The sequence below is a fragment of the Entomomonas sp. E7T21 genome, assembly GCF_058693955.1.
In genome coordinates, this window is the sequence record NZ_CP191672.1 from 1,970,643 (window position 1) to 1,988,379 (window position 17,737).

The 17,737-nt window shown below is 34.2% G+C and carries 17 protein-coding genes and 1 riboswitch; of the genes, 6 read left to right on the top strand and 11 right to left on the bottom strand.

The window, feature by feature from the left end; translation table 11 throughout:
* Positions 1 to 151: 151 nt before the first annotated feature.
* Positions 152 to 2,716: an autotransporter outer membrane beta-barrel domain-containing protein gene (locus tag ACQVD9_RS09545; RefSeq protein WP_264745809.1), complete on the top strand. Its 2,565-nt coding sequence runs from the start codon at positions 152 to 154 to the stop codon at positions 2,714 to 2,716.
* A 140-nt stretch (positions 2,717 to 2,856) separates the two neighbouring features.
* Here the strand turns inward: ACQVD9_RS09545 and ACQVD9_RS09550 are convergent, their stop codons facing one another.
* From ACQVD9_RS09550 to ACQVD9_RS09580, 7 genes are all read right to left on the bottom strand, one after another.
* Positions 2,857 to 3,177, bottom strand: coding sequence for a hypothetical protein (locus ACQVD9_RS09550; protein WP_264745810.1), 321 nt, complete (start codon positions 3,175 to 3,177; stop codon positions 2,857 to 2,859).
* A 102-nt stretch (positions 3,178 to 3,279) separates the two neighbouring features.
* Complete coding sequence (locus ACQVD9_RS09555) at positions 3,280 to 3,513, bottom strand: hypothetical protein (RefSeq protein ID WP_264745811.1); 234 nt, start codon at positions 3,511 to 3,513, stop codon at positions 3,280 to 3,282.
* A gap of 231 nt (positions 3,514 to 3,744) precedes the next feature.
* Entirely contained in the window at positions 3,745 to 4,044 is a 300-nt protein-coding gene (locus ACQVD9_RS09560) for a hypothetical protein (protein WP_264745812.1), read from the bottom strand.
* A gap of 226 nt (positions 4,045 to 4,270) precedes the next feature.
* Complete coding sequence (locus ACQVD9_RS09565) at positions 4,271 to 4,513, bottom strand: hypothetical protein (RefSeq protein ID WP_264745813.1); 243 nt, start codon at positions 4,511 to 4,513, stop codon at positions 4,271 to 4,273.
* A gap of 601 nt (positions 4,514 to 5,114) precedes the next feature.
* Positions 5,115 to 5,348: a hypothetical protein gene (locus ACQVD9_RS09570; protein ID WP_264745811.1), complete on the bottom strand. Its 234-nt coding sequence runs from the start codon at positions 5,346 to 5,348 to the stop codon at positions 5,115 to 5,117.
* Between the two features lie 231 nt (positions 5,349 to 5,579).
* A complete protein-coding gene (locus ACQVD9_RS09575; protein WP_264745812.1) occupies positions 5,580 to 5,879 on the bottom strand; it encodes a hypothetical protein in 300 nt (99 codons plus the stop codon).
* Between the two features lie 226 nt (positions 5,880 to 6,105).
* On the bottom strand, positions 6,106 to 6,348 hold the full coding sequence (locus ACQVD9_RS09580) for a hypothetical protein (protein ID WP_264745813.1): 243 nt from the start codon (positions 6,346 to 6,348) through the stop codon (positions 6,106 to 6,108).
* Positions 6,349 to 7,594: 1,246 nt separating this feature from the next.
* On the opposite strand from ACQVD9_RS09580, the gene ACQVD9_RS09585 reads away from it, so the two are divergent.
* Both ACQVD9_RS09585 and ACQVD9_RS09590 read left to right on the top strand, forming a co-directional pair.
* Complete coding sequence (locus tag ACQVD9_RS09585; protein WP_264745814.1) at positions 7,595 to 7,834, top strand: hypothetical protein; 240 nt, start codon at positions 7,595 to 7,597, stop codon at positions 7,832 to 7,834.
* A 259-nt stretch (positions 7,835 to 8,093) separates the two neighbouring features.
* Positions 8,094 to 8,306, top strand: coding sequence for a hypothetical protein (locus ACQVD9_RS09590; protein ID WP_264745815.1), 213 nt, complete (start codon positions 8,094 to 8,096; stop codon positions 8,304 to 8,306).
* A gap of 46 nt (positions 8,307 to 8,352) precedes the next feature.
* Here the strand turns inward: ACQVD9_RS09590 and ACQVD9_RS09595 are convergent, their stop codons facing one another.
* The 3 genes from ACQVD9_RS09595 to rnr all read right to left on the bottom strand — a co-directional run bounded on the left by ACQVD9_RS09595 (position 8,353) and on the right by rnr (position 11,970).
* Positions 8,353 to 8,553: a DUF3079 domain-containing protein gene (locus ACQVD9_RS09595; RefSeq protein WP_264745816.1), complete on the bottom strand. Its 201-nt coding sequence runs from the start codon at positions 8,551 to 8,553 to the stop codon at positions 8,353 to 8,355.
* 109 nt (positions 8,554 to 8,662) lie between these two features.
* Complete coding sequence (rlmB, locus tag ACQVD9_RS09600) at positions 8,663 to 9,412, bottom strand: 23S rRNA (guanosine(2251)-2'-O)-methyltransferase RlmB (RefSeq protein WP_264745817.1); 750 nt, start codon at positions 9,410 to 9,412, stop codon at positions 8,663 to 8,665.
* Complete coding sequence (rnr, locus tag ACQVD9_RS09605; RefSeq protein ID WP_264745818.1) at positions 9,409 to 11,970, bottom strand: ribonuclease R; 2,562 nt, start codon at positions 11,968 to 11,970, stop codon at positions 9,409 to 9,411. Before rnr ends, rlmB begins: the two co-directional genes overlap by 4 nt.
* 331 nt (positions 11,971 to 12,301) lie before the next feature.
* Between rnr and ACQVD9_RS09610 the strand changes: the two genes are divergently transcribed.
* Genes ACQVD9_RS09610 through ACQVD9_RS09620 form a run of 3 tightly spaced genes read left to right on the top strand, consistent with a single transcriptional unit; the run spans position 12,302 to position 15,439 of the window.
* On the top strand, positions 12,302 to 14,845 hold the full coding sequence (locus ACQVD9_RS09610) for an intermembrane phospholipid transport YdbH family protein (RefSeq protein ID WP_264745819.1): 2,544 nt from the start codon (positions 12,302 to 12,304) through the stop codon (positions 14,843 to 14,845).
* A gap of 47 nt (positions 14,846 to 14,892) precedes the next feature.
* Positions 14,893 to 15,084: a YnbE family lipoprotein gene (locus ACQVD9_RS09615; protein ID WP_264745820.1), complete on the top strand. Its 192-nt coding sequence runs from the start codon at positions 14,893 to 14,895 to the stop codon at positions 15,082 to 15,084.
* Positions 15,085 to 15,094: 10 nt separating this feature from the next.
* Positions 15,095 to 15,439: a YdbL family probable chaperone protein gene (locus ACQVD9_RS09620; RefSeq protein WP_264745821.1), complete on the top strand. Its 345-nt coding sequence runs from the start codon at positions 15,095 to 15,097 to the stop codon at positions 15,437 to 15,439.
* Between the two features lie 48 nt (positions 15,440 to 15,487).
* On the opposite strand, the gene ACQVD9_RS09625 is transcribed toward ACQVD9_RS09620, so the two are convergent.
* Positions 15,488 to 17,425 (bottom strand): TonB-dependent receptor domain-containing protein, encoded by a 1,938-nt coding sequence (locus tag ACQVD9_RS09625; protein WP_264745822.1) that lies wholly within the window; start codon positions 17,423 to 17,425, stop codon positions 15,488 to 15,490.
* 110 nt (positions 17,426 to 17,535) lie between these two features.
* A riboswitch (cobalamin riboswitch) is annotated at positions 17,536 to 17,737 on the bottom strand.

The following is a 17,737-nucleotide window of genomic DNA, read 5'->3' on the forward strand; positions in this document are numbered from 1 at the left end:
GAATCAGTTTATTTTCATGATAGATAATATTTATGATTAATAAATATAAAATTAATTATTAAATTATTAAATTTATCAATATACTAAAGTAGTATAAATGCATAGAAACAGAATCTATGCATAAGGATCAAAGGGTTATGGATTTTACTTTATGAAATATAATGCGCTTTTTCTAACAATTAACTGTCTGTTATTAACACATAATAATGCTATGGCTGAAACCATTAATCAAGATAAGTATGTTGATTATAACTCGGGCACAATTGGACGGGATATAACAGAGGTTGGTACCAACAATAATTATGGAAAGTTTACTGTTGCTACTGATCAAGGAAGTTGGACAACAACAATGCTTCGGGTAGGTTTTAATGGTGGTTCTGGTGAAGTAAATGTTATAGAGGGTGGCAAAATTATTATTAACAATAATAATAGTTATTCTTATCCTTTTGGTATCGGTGGTTCTGGAGATAGTACGGGTGATAATGGATCTATTAACTCTGTAGGTATATTAAACATCTCAGGAGTTGGTAGTGAGGTTATTGTTAACGGGGGAGGTGGAGATATAACTGTTGGAAATCAAGGAGCAAAAGGTTATATCAATATTACTGATGGTGGTAAATTTACATCAAGTACTGATCTTTTTCTAGGTTCGCGAGGTGGCGTAACAACAAAAGGTTATGTCACAGTAACGGGGCCAGGTAGTGAACTATTAACAGAAAGGCGATTTCTTGTAGGCGCTTATAATAATGGACAGGCAGAAATTTCCAATGGCGCAAAACTTACAATGAACAGTACAGGAACTGATGCATTGGTGATTGGGCATCAGGCAGCAGCTAACAACAGTTTATTAATTATTACAGGTGAAAATACTACAGCAACAGTAGCTAATGGTGGTGTAGCTGTAGGATTAAATGGTAAAGGTACACTAGTTGTTTCTGATAAAGCAGAGTTATCTGTAGCTAAAGATATTATAATTGGTTCTAATAGCACTGGGGTAGGAGAATTAGCTATTGGTAGTCGTAAGGGAGAGCAAGCAACGGCTGCTGGCACAGTTACAGCTAATTCTATTAAATTTGGATCAGGTCAAGGAACGCTGGTTTTTAATCACACAAGCAATGATTTTACCTTAGCGGCACCTATCCTTGGTAATGGAACAGTTGAAGTACTTTCAGGCGTTACTACTTTAACAGGTGCTAATACATATACAGGTAATACTTCAATTGAAAGTGGTGCTTTTTTACAAGCAGGTGCTAATAATACCTTTAGTAGTAACTCTATCTATAGCATTAGCTCAGGTGGTGGGATGAACCTTAAAGGTTACAATCAAATAATACCAACACTAACTAATGCAGGCACAACCGATTTATCTGGAAATATGGCAGGTGCAACATTAAAGATTACAGGTAATTATGTGGGGCAAAATGGTCATCTTGTAATAGGAACAGAACTTGGTGATGATATATCCCCAACAGATCAACTAGTTATTCAAGGTAATGCAACAGGAACAACTTATGTAACAGTTAAAAACTTAGGTGGTTCTGGAGCAGAAACAATAGAAGGTATAAAAATCATAGATGTACAAGGTATTTCAGATACCAATGCCTTTATACAAAATGGTCGAATTGTGGCAGGAGCTTATGATTATAGTTTAATAAAAGGCTCTACAACAGGACAAGATGAACAAAGCTGGTATTTAATGAGCGTTTATGATCCTAGCTTATTGGGGGGGGGCAGCTCAGGTTCTGGAGGGCAGATCCGCCCAGAAGCAATGGCTTATTTAAGTAATTTAGCATTAGCAAATAATATGTTTGATCTAAGGCTACATGATCGTCAAGTGGAAAGAAACTACAAAGACCCTATAACAGGTAAAACAAAGACCACAACATTATGGATTCGTCATAATTATGGCCATAATGAGTTTAATGATACAACAGGTTCTTTAACGACTAAAAGCAATAGAAATATTTTCCAAATAGGTGGTGATATCGCCCAATGGACAACTAATGACAATGATCGTTTACATTTAGGTATTATGGCTGGCTATGGCTATGCTCATGGACGTTCAGAATCCAAAATAACCAATTATTCTGCTCGTAATGAAATAAAAGGGCATAGTATGGGATTATATAGTACATGGTATGAAAATGCTGTTGATAAAACAGGTTTATATATTGATAGCTGGGTTCTTTGGAATAAATTTACAGCTAAAGTAAATGGTCAAGAATTAGAAAGAGAAAAATATCACCTTGAAGGTGTAACAGGATCTATTGAGCTAGGCTATACAGTTAATGCAGGCAAACCACGTGAAGAATATGAAGTATGGATACAACCTCAAGCCCAAATAACTTGGCAAGGTGTTAAAGCAGATAAACATATAGAAAAAAATGGTTCATTAGTAACCGCGAATAGAGAAAATATACAAACTCGTTTAGGTACTAGATTATTATTTGTTCCAAAACAAGCTAATGATATATCATCCTTTTCAGTCACACCTTTTTTAGAAGGTAATTGGCTACATAACACAAGAAGCTATGCTGTTGATATGAATAATGTATCAATAGATCAGGCTGGTACTAAAAATATAGCTGAGATTAAAGCAGGTATAGAAGGTAATATTAATCAAAACACTAAATTATTGCTAAATGCTAGCCATCAATTTGGACATGATTCTTATAAAGACACAACAACAACATTAGGTATTGAATATGCGTTCTAACTAATTAGAATTATCACAAAAAGGGTTCGCAATAAAATTGTGATCTCTTTTTGTAAATCGGTGTAGAGTAGTGCATCGCACAGAGGATGCTGACGAAGTGTGCGGCAATAAGGATTAAAATACTTTCCCTTAGCTCATTTTTAAGGTTTATTAAAAGTTTTTAACCAATCTTTTCTCTGTTTATTTATTCTTTTTTCTATTTCTTTTAGTTCAGACTCCATTGCCTCTTCATCATATGGTGTAAAGGTCATTAAAATCTCTTCATTAGGCTTTAAGCTAGTAAAATCAGTAGGTCTACCATCAGTTTGAATATTTTCTATCGTTTTTTTACTAATATTGGTAATCCTTATTTCATTATTTCTTGTTGTCGCATCTATTTTTAGATCACCAATGATTATTTCCCCGTTGCACATCAATGGAGTAAAGAGTAAGGAGCATATTAGTAATAAATATTTTGTCATTAATCTAAATCCTATTTACAGGAACTAATAATAACAAATATAAATAAAGATACACAAGCTTGACCACTATCAATTTAACATAATATATATTATGCGAACCTTTTAATTATTTTCAAAAGCGTACATAAATACAAAGCTCTTTCTATCTAGTATGTACTCAACTAAGTTTGCAATAGCTTCTATGCTCTTAAAGTATCTAATTTTACCTCTAGCAGTTTCTAAAACTGCATGAGCTATGCACAATGTAAAACCTTGCTTGCATTTAGTAATTAATAAAGTTGGTTGTTCTGACGAATATCTAAAAGCTTGCCGAGCGACAAATACTGTTATGCTCATTATAGCGATCCTCTTTACTGAAGAGACAAAACCCTAGTTTTGATTTGTTATATTATGCGAACCTCGATTATCTAAACCGCTTTAAAACAATTAATGCAAAAGCTATTACTAATATCATTAGTAATAAAATAATAACGTTCTCTGGATTCATATCAGTATAACCTTGTCACTTGTTCGCGCTCTGCAATGCGCGACGTCGGCGACGCTGCGCTCTGCATCGCGCTCATGTTATCAACTACTTGTAACTAACTGTAAAATGCTATTTAAACGTTTATCAATATCTAATTGGATAGCTTCTACTGATAAAGTAAAATCATTTAAATCAGGATGAGTTAAAAGGCAATCTTTAATAAATTGATGATAACCAGACATCAATCTAATAAAATAAAATACTTCTTGAAATATTTCGTTACTTTTATTTAACTGCTCTAAACTTGAAATATTTTCATATTGGCGAGCACTTAACACAGTTTTAGCAGAATGATTTACACCTGTAGCAGATGTATTTTGGATAGAATTATGATTAGTCATAATGAACTCCTATTAGTTACATTGTGATTAGTCATCTCTTAAGAGGTCTCAACTCTAAGGGATGACGCCTACTAGCTAGGTAGCTAGATTTGTCTAAGAGCACATACGCACTCTTCTAACTTGTTTAATTAACAGCCTATCACAAACTAATAGCCTCTTAATTGAAATATAATCAAGCATATTTGTACGCATTTTCGCCACGCTCAAATTGCGTACACAAATATGCCTAGATTAAGCGTTGCAATCTAATGGCTTCTGTCATGAATTTTTTAATTTCACGAGCCATAGATGTATGATTAAGTTTGCACAGATGATCAAACTCATCTTTTAAAGCAGAATTAACTCGAAAATTGATATTAGTATCTAAATTAACACCAACACGCTCTATTGCCTTATCGCCTTGATATGTCCGAGTGGCACTACTACGCTTATCTACACGATCTAAAAAACCGTCTAAACCCTTACTCATTTGTACACCTCATATAATAACTTTGTGTAATCCTGCATATACATTGCATGCATATGAGCGCAATTGTAAAACAAAATAATAAATATAGCAATACAAAAATTAACTAAAAAACAGCTAAAAATAACACTAATATAAAATCTTATAAAAATGTTAGAAACGTTATGCTTCAACGAAAGTAGCTGAAAATCTTAAATAAACTAGTACGGACTTTCGTACCAAAGTGTGGGTGTTACTAGCACCCACACATCTATTTTCATTCTGAAACTTGGTACCAGTTTTCTAGTTTTTAGGGTTAATCAGGGCGAAAGCAGATTAATTTTAGTTGTATGACCTTGTTAGACGAATTAACCTTTTATTGGCTGTAACATCTCTTTTGCGAGGTTTTAACATACTTTAGGTTGTTACGACGCGGTAATTATTAATGTTCTTAAAATAGCCTTGTGTAGGCGTCTATCATGCTTCGCATATTCTTTTTATTCTGATTGGTTCGCATAATATGAATTATATTAAAAAGGGCGTGAAGTTTTGGCTATTATCTTCACGCCCTTTTCTTGCGTTGCAAGGCTTCGCTAACATAACATCATTACATTATGCGAACCTTTTAATTATTTTCAAAAGCGTACATAAATACAAAGCTCTTTCTATCTAGTATGTACTCAACTAAGTTTGCAATAGCTTCTATGCTCTTAAAGTATCTAATTTTACCTCTAGCAGTTTCTAAAACTGCATGAGCTATGCACAATGTAAAACCTTGCTTGCATTTAGTAATTAATAAAGTTGGTTGTTCTGACGAATATCTAAAAGCTTGCCGAGCGACAAATACTGTTATGCTCATTATAGCGATCCTCTTTACTGAAGAGACAAAACCCTAGTTTTGATTTGTTATATTATGCGAACCTCGATTATCTAAACCGCTTTAAAACAATTAATGCAAAAGCTATTACTAATATCATTAGTAATAAAATAATAACGTTCTCTGGATTCATATCAGTATAACCTTGTCACTTGTTCGCGCTCTGCAATGCGCGACGTCGGCGACGCTGCGCTCTGCATCGCGCTCATGTTATCAACTACTTGTAACTAACTGTAAAATGCTATTTAAACGTTTATCAATATCTAATTGGATAGCTTCTACTGATAAAGTAAAATCATTTAAATCAGGATGAGTTAAAAGGCAATCTTTAATAAATTGATGATAACCAGACATCAATCTAATAAAATAAAATACTTCTTGAAATATTTCGTTACTTTTATTTAACTGCTCTAAACTTGAAATATTTTCATATTGGCGAGCACTTAACACAGTTTTAGCAGAATGATTTACACCTGTAGCAGATGTATTTTGGATAGAATTATGATTAGTCATAATGAACTCCTATTAGTTACATTGTGATTAGTCATCTCTTAAGAGGTCTCAACTCTAAGGGATGACGCCTACTAGCTAGGTAGCTAGATTTGTCTAAGAGCACATACGCACTCTTCTAACTTGTTTAATTAACAGCCTATCACAAACTAATAGCCTCTTAATTGAAATATAATCAAGCATATTTGTACGCATTTTCGCCACGCTCAAATTGCGTACACAAATATGCCTAGATTAAGCGTTGCAATCTAATGGCTTCTGTCATGAATTTTTTAATTTCACGAGCCATAGATGTATGATTAAGTTTGCACAGATGATCAAACTCATCTTTTAAAGCAGAATTAACTCGAAAATTGATATTAGTATCTAAATTAACACCAACACGCTCTATTGCCTTATCGCCTTGATATGTCCGAGTGGCACTACTACGCTTATCTACACGATCTAAAAAACCGTCTAAACCCTTACTCATTTGTACACCTCATATAATAACTTTGTGTAATCCTGCATATACATTGCATGCATATGAGCGCAATTGTAAAACAAAATAATAAATATAGCAATACAAAAATTAACTAAAAAACAGCTAAAAATAACACTAATATAAAATCTTATAAAAATGTTAGAAACGTTATGCTTCAACGAAAGTAGCTGAAAATCTTAAATAAACTAGTACGGACTTTCGTACCAAAGTGTGGGTGTTACTAGCACCCACACATCTATTTTCATTCTGAAACTTGGTACCAGTTTTCTAGTTTTTAGGGTTAATCAGGGCGAAAGCAGATTAATTTTAGTTGTATGACCTTGTTAGACGAATTAACCTTTTATTGGCTGTAACATCTCTTTTGCGAGGTTTTAACATACTTTAGGTTGTTACGACGCGGTAATTATTAATGTTCTTAAAATAGCCTTGTGTAGGCGTCTATCATGCTTCGCATATTCTTTTTATTCTGATTGGTTCGCATAATATGAATTATATTAAAAAGGGCGTGAAGTTTTGGCTATTATCTTCACGCCCTTTTCTTGCGTTGCAAGGCTTCGCTAACATAACACCATTACATTATGCGAAGTTTTATTACTATAGTATGAGTCTAATCTAATCCATCAGTAAGCATATTTTTTTATCCAGGCAATATACTTATAATGAATTTCACATTATCTAATTTAAACTTCTCATCAGTTGCTGCGTATGATTGGTTATTTTTTTAGACAATATTTCAATAGCTGGTCTAAATATTGGAGTTAGTTACAAGGTAGGAAAACCTATAAAATGGACTGATCTAGCATTTTATATGTTCGATAACTATGCAAATGAAGCCGCCCAAGACTTAAAGAATAAAAGAGAATAATTAATTACTGCCAAAATGGCACAAAAGGTAGGTATTACGAACACCTACCTTTAACTATTGCGCTCGTTCGTCCTTGTCCTGCCGCGCCGCGTCCTCACTCGCTATAATCTATTGATTGTATTAACGTTTTAATGCTTGATAGTTATAACATGTTGATAATTAGCAATTTGTTAATCAGGCACGATTAGACATGTTTTGAGCTATTCTCTCAGGCTATCGCAAATAACCATCTTTTTAGCGTATAATCAGGCCTTTAGTAATAAATTAACATAAGGTAGGAGGTCTTGGCGCATCAGTCCTGTTGTCCTTAAAATAGCCTTGTGTATGCGCCTATCATGTCCTTTAGGGCATAAGGAAAAGTGAAAATATATGAGTTACGATAATGATCAAGAGTTACAAAAAATAATAGCTAAAATAAAATATATAAAAACACACAAAAATGTATTGTCAGAAGAGTTTGATTATAAAGGAATAAAAATCAAAATCGCAGTAGGTGCAGTTGTAGACCAACCATGGGGGCAACATGAAGATAAAGAAAGAAGAGAGTATTTTTTAATGACTGATAATGAAGATTTAACAGAGTTTATTAATGAAGAGATAAATAAATAACTTCACATAACACATGTTATATTAAAAAAGGCCTGTAGCTAGTGGCAGTATTATCTACAGGCCTTTTTCTCGCCCTGCTCGGCTACGCTAACATAACATTGATTAGAATATGCGGATCATGAGTAATTATTTAAGTATTCCACAATAATGCTTGCTGTCACTCCAAAATAAAATTATTATCCTTTTATAAGAAATGAATAACTACACTGAATTTATAATAAAATAATAGAATCAATAATCAATTAACTATGGAGGTTTTATGCAATTTATAAAATACCGATATCAAACACCTGAAGGCAGACAAAGAACAACTTTTATCAATTTGGCAGAAATAGAAAGTATTGATTATAACCCTGATTCTGGCGAAGTTTCTATGCATACTAAAGCAGGGAAAATATATACCTGCCATAATGATCCAGACCAAATTATTGATCCAGTTGATTTATTTAAAGAGTTTATTGTTGATCTTTAATTTAATTTTAACAAAAGGATTTGTTCTTTACTTAATCTTTCCAAAACTAATAATCTTTTTGATTAATTAAACGGTCGGACTGTAGCTCCCATTCAAGCCAATCTTCTCCAAATAGCTCTACTGGGTGTTGTGTACGATCTGCACCATTACCACAACCCAATTCTTTAACAGAACAATACTTATCACACCCCCAACAAATCCTTTCTGGATGTTTAGGATGGGTAGGAAAGTTTTTTTTCTTGGTCATAGTATTAATCCACAAAAATTCAAAGGATTGATACTATTTTACCACACATAGGTATTTATAAAATACCTATAAGTGTTAATAAATATTCTAAGTAATTGTAGTTATAATATTAAATAAGTTTCCGCTGCCGAACGGCCTCAAATAAACAAATACCTGTTGCTACAGAAACATTTAAACTACTTACACTACCCAGCATAGGCAGTTTTACAAGATAATCACAATGATCTCTGGTTAAGCGACGCATCCCCTTTCCTTCTGCCCCCATTACTAAGACAGTAGGAATAGTTAAATCTTGCTGATAAATTTCTTGTTCAGCTTCACCTGCTGTACCAACAATCCATAAACCACGTTGCTGTAGTTTTTCTAAAGTACGTGCAAGATTAGTGACAGTGACTAAAGGAATAACCTCCGCAGCACCACAAGCTACTTTTCGTACAGTAGCATTTAATGTAGCTGATTTATCTTTGGGGATAATAACAGCCTGAACGCCTGCGGCATCTGCTGTTCGTAAACAAGCGCCTAGATTATGTGGATCAGTTATATTATCTAATACTAATAATAAAGGTGGTTCTGCTAGTTTTTCTAATAACTCTTCTAGCATAGCCTCATTCCATACTTGACTAGGCGAAACCTCTGCAACTACACCTTGATGTACAGCATCCTCAGCGGTTAGCTCATTTAGCTCATCTCGGCTAGATATTTGTATTTTAGCATGATTTTTTTTAGCTAACTCAATAATATGCTGTATTTTGGGGTCTTGTCGACCCTCCAATATAAAAAGTTGCTTAACACGTTTAGGATGATGATTAAGTAATGCTTCTACTGCATGAATACCATAAATTTTTTCCCATTGACTCATAGCTTTTTCACCCTAGCTTTTCTTTTAGTGGATGATTTTGATTTTTTAGTAACTGCTTTTGGCTTTTGCTGGAGAATAGCAACTTCAGAAGCCAGAACTTGTTGAGCTTTTTTAACTTTTACAGAACGTTTTTTACGCTTTGTTTTTAATGTTGATTTTGTTAATAAACTATCTGCTTTTTCTAATAACTCGTTATCTACTGTTTTACTTTCATTATTAGTTTTAGCAACTTTTAATTTAGTTTTAGGACGTTTATTAGAGGTATTAGCTCTTGTTTTTGAGTTAGGTAATTGTTTTTTACGTTTGTTAGGTATTGTCAAATTTAACGCATTTTCAGCTAAATCAAAATCTATTTTTCGATCATCCATATCAACACGTGTAACAATAACCTCTATAGTATCACCTAATCTAAAAGTCCGGCCACTACGTTCACCTTTTAGGTGGTGATGAATAACATCAAAATGATAATAATCACCAGGTAATGCGGTAACGTGAACCATACCTTCCACAAAAATATCAGATAATTCAACAAATAAGCCAAAACTTGTTACCCCAGTAATAATACCTGTAAAAGTTTCACCTACTCGCTCTTGCATATATTCACATTTGAGCCAGTTTACTACATCTCTGGTAGCTTCATCAGCACGGCGCTCACATGATGAACAGTGTTCGCCTAATTTCTCTAATTGCGCCTCTTCATAAGGATAAATAGTTTGTTTAACTAAACTAGTAGCCCCTACTCTTCGTACATGCTCTGATTGCTTTTTAGAACGAATAATACTTCGAATGGCACGATGTACTAATAAATCAGGATAACGACGAATAGGCGATGTAAAATGTGTATAGGCTTCATAATTCAAACCAAAGTGACCATGATTCTCTGGGGTATAATGTGCCTGTCCCATTGAGCGTAACATAACCGTTTGGATTAAACTAAAATCTGATCTATCTTTAATTTTTTCTAATAAATTAGCATAGTCTTCAGGCGTTGGATCACCTGATCCCATAGAGAGTGATAGCCCCAAACCACCTAAAAATGCTTGTAACTTTTGCTGTTTTTCTTCTGTAGGACCATCGTGTACACGGTATAAGCCAGGAATATCATGGTTCATTAAAAATAATGCTGATGCCACATTTGCACAAAGCATACATTCTTCAATTAAACGATGTGCTTCATTACGAACAGTAGGTACAATTTCTTTAATTTTACGATCAGCACCAAATACAATACGTGTTTCTTGGGTTTCAAACTCAATAGCGTGACGTTTATGACGAGCTGCTAACAACACTTTATATAAAGCATAAAGCTCTTTTAAAGGTTGCATTAAATGTGGCATTTCTTTACGAATAAATTTAGCTTCTGCACTATTAGGTTTTTCTAATAATTGACTCACTTTATTGTAAGTTAAACGTGCATGAGAATGAATGACTCCCTCATAGAAGAAATAATCCGTCATTTCTCCTTTTTTATTAATATTCATCTCACAAACCATTGCTAACCTATCCGCCAATGGATTAAGTGAGCAAAGTCCATTCGATAATACTTCAGGCAGCATAGGAATAACTTGTTCAGGAAAATAAACAGAAGTTCCCCTCTTCTCTGCCTCTTCATCTAAGGCAGAACCAATTTTCACATAATGAGAAACATCAGCAATAGCCACATAAAGTGTCCAACCTTGCTTAGTGGTTTCTGCATAAACTGCATCATCAAAGTCTCGAGCATCCTCGCCATCAATAGTAACAAAAGATAGTTTTCTTAAATCAACCCGCTTCTTTTTATCCTTTTCTGCTACTTCTTCTTTGATTTGTGCAGCTTCTTTTAGTAAAGCTTTTGGCCACTCATGGGGTAAATCATAGCTGCGTAATGCAACTTCTATTTCCATACCTGGTGCCATATAGTCACCAAGCACATTGGTTATTGTACCTTGAGCTTGGCGAAATACAGTAGGCCATTGTTCAATGGTTACTTCAACAAATTGACCATGTTTAGCAGCTCCTTGTTTAGAAGGAGGAATAAGAATCTCCTGTGGCATCTTAGGATTATCCGCCACTACATGCCCTAAACCACTTTCATTATAATAACGTCCCACCAATGTTTCATGAGCACGTTCTGCTACTTCAACAATAGCCCCTTCACGACGACCTTTACGGTCATAGCCAGAGACACGAGCTAACGCCCTATCACCATCAAATACTAAACGCATTTGACCAGGACCTAAAAATAAATCATCACTACCATCATCGGGTACTAAAAAACCAAAACCATCTCTATGACCGATAACACGGCCACGTATTAAATCTAGCTTATCAACAGGTGCATAAGCTCCGCGACGAGTATAGATAACTTGCCCATCACGTTCCATTGCACGTAAACGACGCCTTAAAGCCTCTATATCATCTTCGTTAGTTAATGCAAACTCTGTTATTAATTGATCTCTAGTCGCTGGAGCCCCACGCTCTTCTAAATGTTTAAGAATTAATTCACGACTAGGAATAGGATTTTCGTATTTTGAGGCTTCTCTTTTTGCCTCAGGATCAAGATCACGCCAATTGGCCATGTGTTTTAAATTTTCCTCATTAATTAAATAAATACAACTTCATTATTATCGTTTAAAAATCTCTTTCTATTACTTTGAAGAAGGTGTATCTGTCTATTTTTACGTACTTTATTGTAGATTGCTAGCTTTTTATTAAAAATAGTACATTCGTTCATATTCTAAATATTTTATATTTGCTAGTAACTATTATTTTATAAGTTGTTAATATACTTTAATAGCCATAATCAATTATTAATATTAACAATATGTTACTTTTTAAAAATAGTTCTTCTTTCAATCATTTTTGTTATTGTTAAAATAAACTAATAGGATAAAACAGGCTTAAACTATTATGACTCGCTTAACCAAAATACTAAGAGTGTTGCTTATAGTCCTTCTACTATTCGCTTTGCTAGGGGTATATGGTTGGAGTCGTTGGCAAAATTTAAAACATGATCTTGGCTTAGAAGTTAATTGGCAAGATTTAGGTGTTAGCTTTAAAGGTTTAACCATTAAACAACTAACAGCTACTCAACAAACAACTGATGGTAATTTAACAACTATCAACAGTCAAAATATTGTACTTTCATGGTCTACACTGACCATGAAACAATTATCTGTACAATGGCAACAAGGAGACTTTATCGCCCAAAATACCATTCAAGAAGACCAGCAACCACTAGATATCCCCTCTTTATTAAATAACTTAAGCTGGGCACCTAATACTATTAAGATTGATGAATTAATAGTCACTTTACCCTGTGCTATGGGACAATGTAAGACAACAGGAACTGTAACCCTTTTACAAAACCAACAAACAAATCTACCCTTCTCTTTACAAGCTAATCTATTTAATAATAATGACAATTTGTCAATCAATGCTAATCTTTATAACAAAGATCAACAATATGATTTACAGCTAACCACAGATTTTAATACACAACCACTATTAGCATTAACTACACAAATTGATAGCCAACAGCTTAGGGATTGGCGTGGGCAACTTAAACTATTTAAAATAGATGATACCCGAGCTTTATTTAGTTGGTTACATGAGTGGTTACCTGCTCAACAAACGATTACTGAAATACCACAAGCAATGCAAATCAATGCTGATTGGCAACTACATTTTCCCAATGGCATGACTGACTTTAAACCTGATCAAGGTTACTTTAATTTAGATGCATCTTTACCTAACCCATGGCCAATTATTAAGTTAGGTTACTTACAAGGGATTATGAAAACCAAAGTTACCCTTAATAATTACCGTCCACGAATAGAAAAATTAGACACTGATCTCAAATTAACAAATTTGGATCAAAGTTTACTCGAACAATTGCCTAAAGACTTACAACCTAACAGTGTTAGTTTAAAACTACAACCATTAGCCATTACTGACCAACATACTGAAGCTGATAGAGCCTTAACGGTTCATTTAAATATAGAAGGTACATTAAATAGCTTATTTACTACCAATATATTTATTAATACTAAACAAGCTGAAATACAATTTGAAGAGGCATTATTACAAGCAAATACTAAAAAACTAACAGTGCTAGGATATAATTTAGAAAATGGTCGTTTATCATTACCCTTTACAGCTACAGTAAATCCTAAACAAACAACCATAACTTTTGATAACACAACATTAATTACATTACAGCAACTAACTGACAAAGAAATTAATGCTAAAAACTTACAATTAGCTGCTAACAACTTAAAAACAACGATCAATTATGAAGATAAAAATAATATCAAACTAACTGCTACCAGCCCTATTACTATTTCTACCTCATCATTAACTCATACATTATTAAAACCTATTAGTTGGCGACTAACAGGTCAACTAGCTACTGATTTAACACAAACAAGTTTTACAGGAAAAATTACTAATGGGGCTGATTTATCAGCTGATATCAGCGTTAAAACTGATTACAGTAAACAGCTAGCTATTACCGCAAAAACCCCTGATCTATTTTTTAGAACCTCTAATATGTTTGCCAAAACGTTTAAAGATTGGCCTGAGCTATTAGAAATTGCTACAGGTAAAATAAGCTTCAATGGTTCCGTTACTATTCCCATTGATAAGGGTTTATTAAAAACGAATGCAACTGCAAAGTTTAGTGGCCTTTCTGGTATTTATGATCGTAGTGAGTTTAGAGACCTATCAGGCTCAGCAACCATTAACTTACAAAATAATCGACTAACAGTAAGCTCTTCAGATCTTACTTTAACAGAGGCTAACCCAGGCTTTGTTATGGGGCCTGCACAGTTCAAAGGAGATTATACAGCCCCTCTTAACAACCTAGATCAAGGAACAATTAATTGGACAAAAATGGAGTTAGGTATGTTTACAGGAGAAGTATGGTTAAAACCAGGCCAGTTAAACTTAGCTAAATTACCACAGCAATTAGATTTGCAAATAAAAGACTTACAACTAACAGATATATTAAAAGCTTATCCTACAGAAGGACTTGATGGTGAAGGAATATTAGATGGAACATTACCCATTATTATTAGTAAAAATGGTATTGATGTAAAAGATGGTAAACTAGGTGCTCGTAAAGCGGGCTTTATCAAATTTGACTCTCCCTCTATTAAAGCTATGGGACAAAATAACCCTAGTATGCATTTAGTAACTGAAGCACTAGAAAACTTTCAATATACTGTATTAAGTAGCCAAGTTTCTTATGACCAAGGTACTGCCACTCTTGGATTACAAATTAATGGTAGAAACCCCAATGTAAAAAATGGGCAACCGATCAATTTAAATATCACCTTGCAAGAAGATATTCCTGCATTAATGACAACATTACAATTGAGTGATCGTGTCAGTGAAACTATCCGTGATCGTGTACAAAAACGTTTACAACAACGTTCTAGTAAAAATCAATAAAGATCGTTATGATGGACAAATTATATTTTAAAAGCAAAGGGGTTATCATGCGAATAGGACTACTCAGCATTTCTATTCTTTTAACTGGTTTTTTGGCAGCTTGTACACCTACCGTTAAAGTAGAAGCACCTAGTGAGCCTATTAATATCAACTTGAATGTTAAAATTCAACATGAAATTTATATTAAAGTAGATAAAGAACTAGATAATATTTTTAACAGCTCAAGTGGTCTATTCTAAGGAGACTAACATGAATTTACGTAAGGCAATCACAGTATCACTATTAGCAGCTACGTTATCACTGCCTGTTGCTGCAATGAATTTAAATGAGGCCATGAGCGCTTTAGGGCAAGCAAAAGCCAGTGGACAAGTAGGTGAAATGGCTAATGGTTATCTTGGCATCGTCAAAAATGAAGGTAATGCAGCAGTAATTACACAACTAATTAATGATGCACGTAAAAAAGAATACCAAAATTTAGCTAAGAAAAATGGTATTACTTTAAATGATGTAGAAGCTATGGCAGGCCAAAAAGCTCAAGAAAAGACACCTGCAGGACAATATATTAATGTTGGCGGAAAATGGCAGAAAAAATAGCAATCATTAACTAACAAAAGCGACCTATTAAGGTCGCTTTTTTATTGATTAAAATAAATCAGGTGTCCAAGTAACCCCAAGCATTGCGGTAATACCCTCTTCCCTATATCCATAAGTAGTTGCAGGAGCAGCCCAATTATTAGGATCAGCCTTATAATCATAAGTATTACGATAATAGGATTTATCCAATAAGTTATCTATCTTAGCATCAAACTTAATGGCTGGAGTTGCTTGCCAACTACCACGAATACCTAATAAACCATAACCTGGAATATCAGCAGTATTCGTTGTATTACCATAACTAGAGCTAGCAGCTAACCAGCTAGCACCAAATGAAAAATCTCCAAACTTTCGATCAACATCTAAATTTAAAGTTCTTCTTGCTCGATTAGGTAAGGTATGACCTGATTTAGCATCCCTAGGATCAATCATACTAACAGCCAATACACCTATCCATCCTTGCCACTCTTGTTGTAACGATGCTTCAAAACCATTAATACGTGCTTTATCAATATTCTGCATGTTATAACTACTATCTGAAACAATAGCATCACGTATCACTGTACGATAAACAGAGGCTTCTAAATGCGTTTTTTCAGCTAGTTGATTACGCCATTGAATTTCATAGCTTTTAGACTTTTCAGGATCTAATTTTGGATTTGCTCCCCAGCCAGGTGGTGCATAAAGATCATTAAATGTTGGTACACGAAAACCTTCGGCATAAGAGAAAATTAACTGATTATCAGGATTAATATTAAAACCTAAACTGGCATTCCAAGTATTTTTACTACCAAATTGTTGGTTTTTATCGTGTCGTAAACCCAACTCAGTAAAGACAAAATCACCTTGATAACTATGCTGAATAAAACCAGCTCTATTCCAACGGCTTGTTCTCTCGTAATCGGTGCTACTATGCAATTTATCGTTTAAATAATCTACACCTAATAGAACTGTATTTTTTTCATTCAAATTAAGTGTGTTCAACCAAGTTACTGAGTCACGGTAAGTATTATAAACAGTACTGGTTGGACTATACTTATCTTTAGATTTTATTTTGTCTTCAGCATGGCCTGCTTCTAAACGTGTTGTCCAAAAATCATTAATATGATAATTAAAATAACCAGATGTACTACTTAAACTAAAATCATCATAAGGCTTAGTATCTGGATAACTCATATAAGTTGCAGGATCATAACGACCATAAGGATTATCATATTCAGTTTTACCACGCTGATCTAATGCATTAAAACCAACATCAATGTCATCAGTTAACTGATGACTAAAGGTAAAACTAAATGATTTATTGCGATAGGCATCATGATCATGGTCTGATGGAAAAGAACGACGAGTACGGTCTATGCCTTGAGTTTCATATAAAGAAGTATTTAAACTAAAACGTGTTTTATCATTACCGCCTGCAACACCTAAACTTTTCTCCCAAGTCCCATTACTACCACCTGCAATACGCAACCGTGGTTTTATACCATTGCCATCTCCCCTACGAGTAAAAACTTGTATAACACCACCAATAGCATCTGCACCATATATTGCAGAACGAGAGCCACGTAATACCTCAATACGTTCAATTTGATCGATAGCTAAATGTTGTAATGCAGCCCCACCTGCTGAAGCTGAACCAATACGTTGTCCATCGATAAGTACCAAACTTTGTGCTGTTTTAGTTCCCCTAATAAAAATGCCTGTATTACTTCCCATTCCTCCGGATTGAGTAATCTGTACACCAGGCACTTTATTTAAAAGCTCTGTAACATTAGAAGGTTGTAAACGATCAATATCTTTTCGAGTAAATACAGTAACAGCTGCATTTGTTTCCTCACGGGGTTGAATATCCCTATTAGCTGTCACAACGATGGTATCTAATTTTAAAGCATCATCAAGAGGTTCTTTATTAGTTGTTTCTTGGGCAAATGTCGTACTAGTAGTGGATAAGAATAAAATAGATACTGATAGAAAAGATAATTTCATGTTAACCCTCAAAAGTATAATTCGGCTTTTGAGGAGGGTAAAACAGGCAGCATAAACCCTAGCTGCTGGTGGAACCCTCCGCTACACCAGTAGTAAATTGCGCTATACCTATAAATAAGTAATTTAGGGCGGTCTCCGGGCTTATGATCTGCTTACTCCACCTTCCCATAAAAATTACAGTGGTTATATTAGAGAGCAGTGCTAATTTAGCTATCAATTACCGTTGCGGGGGCAGCACAGGATTTTAATGAATCACCTGTTTCCCACTTCCTAACGCAAAATCAGATGCTTACATTAAAATAGAATGTTACA

Excerpts from the sequence above, each read along its gene's own strand:
- ACQVD9_RS09545 (WP_264745809.1), top strand. The coding sequence starts at position 152 with ATGAAATATAATGCGCTTTTTCTAACAATTAACTGTCTGTTATTAACA.
- ACQVD9_RS09550 (WP_264745810.1), bottom strand. The coding sequence starts at position 3,177 with ATGACAAAATATTTATTACTAATATGCTCCTTACTCTTTACTCCATTG.
- ACQVD9_RS09555 (WP_264745811.1), bottom strand. The coding sequence starts at position 3,513 with ATGAGCATAACAGTATTTGTCGCTCGGCAAGCTTTTAGATATTCGTCA.
- ACQVD9_RS09560 (WP_264745812.1), bottom strand. The coding sequence starts at position 4,044 with ATGACTAATCATAATTCTATCCAAAATACATCTGCTACAGGTGTAAAT.
- ACQVD9_RS09565 (WP_264745813.1), bottom strand. The coding sequence starts at position 4,513 with ATGAGTAAGGGTTTAGACGGTTTTTTAGATCGTGTAGATAAGCGTAGT.
- ACQVD9_RS09570 (WP_264745811.1), bottom strand. The coding sequence starts at position 5,348 with ATGAGCATAACAGTATTTGTCGCTCGGCAAGCTTTTAGATATTCGTCA.
- ACQVD9_RS09575 (WP_264745812.1), bottom strand. The coding sequence starts at position 5,879 with ATGACTAATCATAATTCTATCCAAAATACATCTGCTACAGGTGTAAAT.
- ACQVD9_RS09580 (WP_264745813.1), bottom strand. The coding sequence starts at position 6,348 with ATGAGTAAGGGTTTAGACGGTTTTTTAGATCGTGTAGATAAGCGTAGT.
- ACQVD9_RS09585 (WP_264745814.1), top strand. The coding sequence starts at position 7,595 with ATGAGTTACGATAATGATCAAGAGTTACAAAAAATAATAGCTAAAATA.
- ACQVD9_RS09590 (WP_264745815.1), top strand. The coding sequence starts at position 8,094 with ATGCAATTTATAAAATACCGATATCAAACACCTGAAGGCAGACAAAGA.
- ACQVD9_RS09595 (WP_264745816.1), bottom strand. The coding sequence starts at position 8,553 with ATGACCAAGAAAAAAAACTTTCCTACCCATCCTAAACATCCAGAAAGG.
- rlmB (WP_264745817.1), bottom strand. The coding sequence starts at position 9,412 with ATGAGTCAATGGGAAAAAATTTATGGTATTCATGCAGTAGAAGCATTA.
- rnr (WP_264745818.1), bottom strand. The coding sequence starts at position 11,970 with ATGGCCAATTGGCGTGATCTTGATCCTGAGGCAAAAAGAGAAGCCTCA.
- ACQVD9_RS09610 (WP_264745819.1), top strand. The coding sequence starts at position 12,302 with ATGACTCGCTTAACCAAAATACTAAGAGTGTTGCTTATAGTCCTTCTA.
- ACQVD9_RS09615 (WP_264745820.1), top strand. The coding sequence starts at position 14,893 with ATGCGAATAGGACTACTCAGCATTTCTATTCTTTTAACTGGTTTTTTG.
- ACQVD9_RS09620 (WP_264745821.1), top strand. The coding sequence starts at position 15,095 with ATGAATTTACGTAAGGCAATCACAGTATCACTATTAGCAGCTACGTTA.
- ACQVD9_RS09625 (WP_264745822.1), bottom strand. The coding sequence starts at position 17,425 with ATGAAATTATCTTTTCTATCAGTATCTATTTTATTCTTATCCACTACT.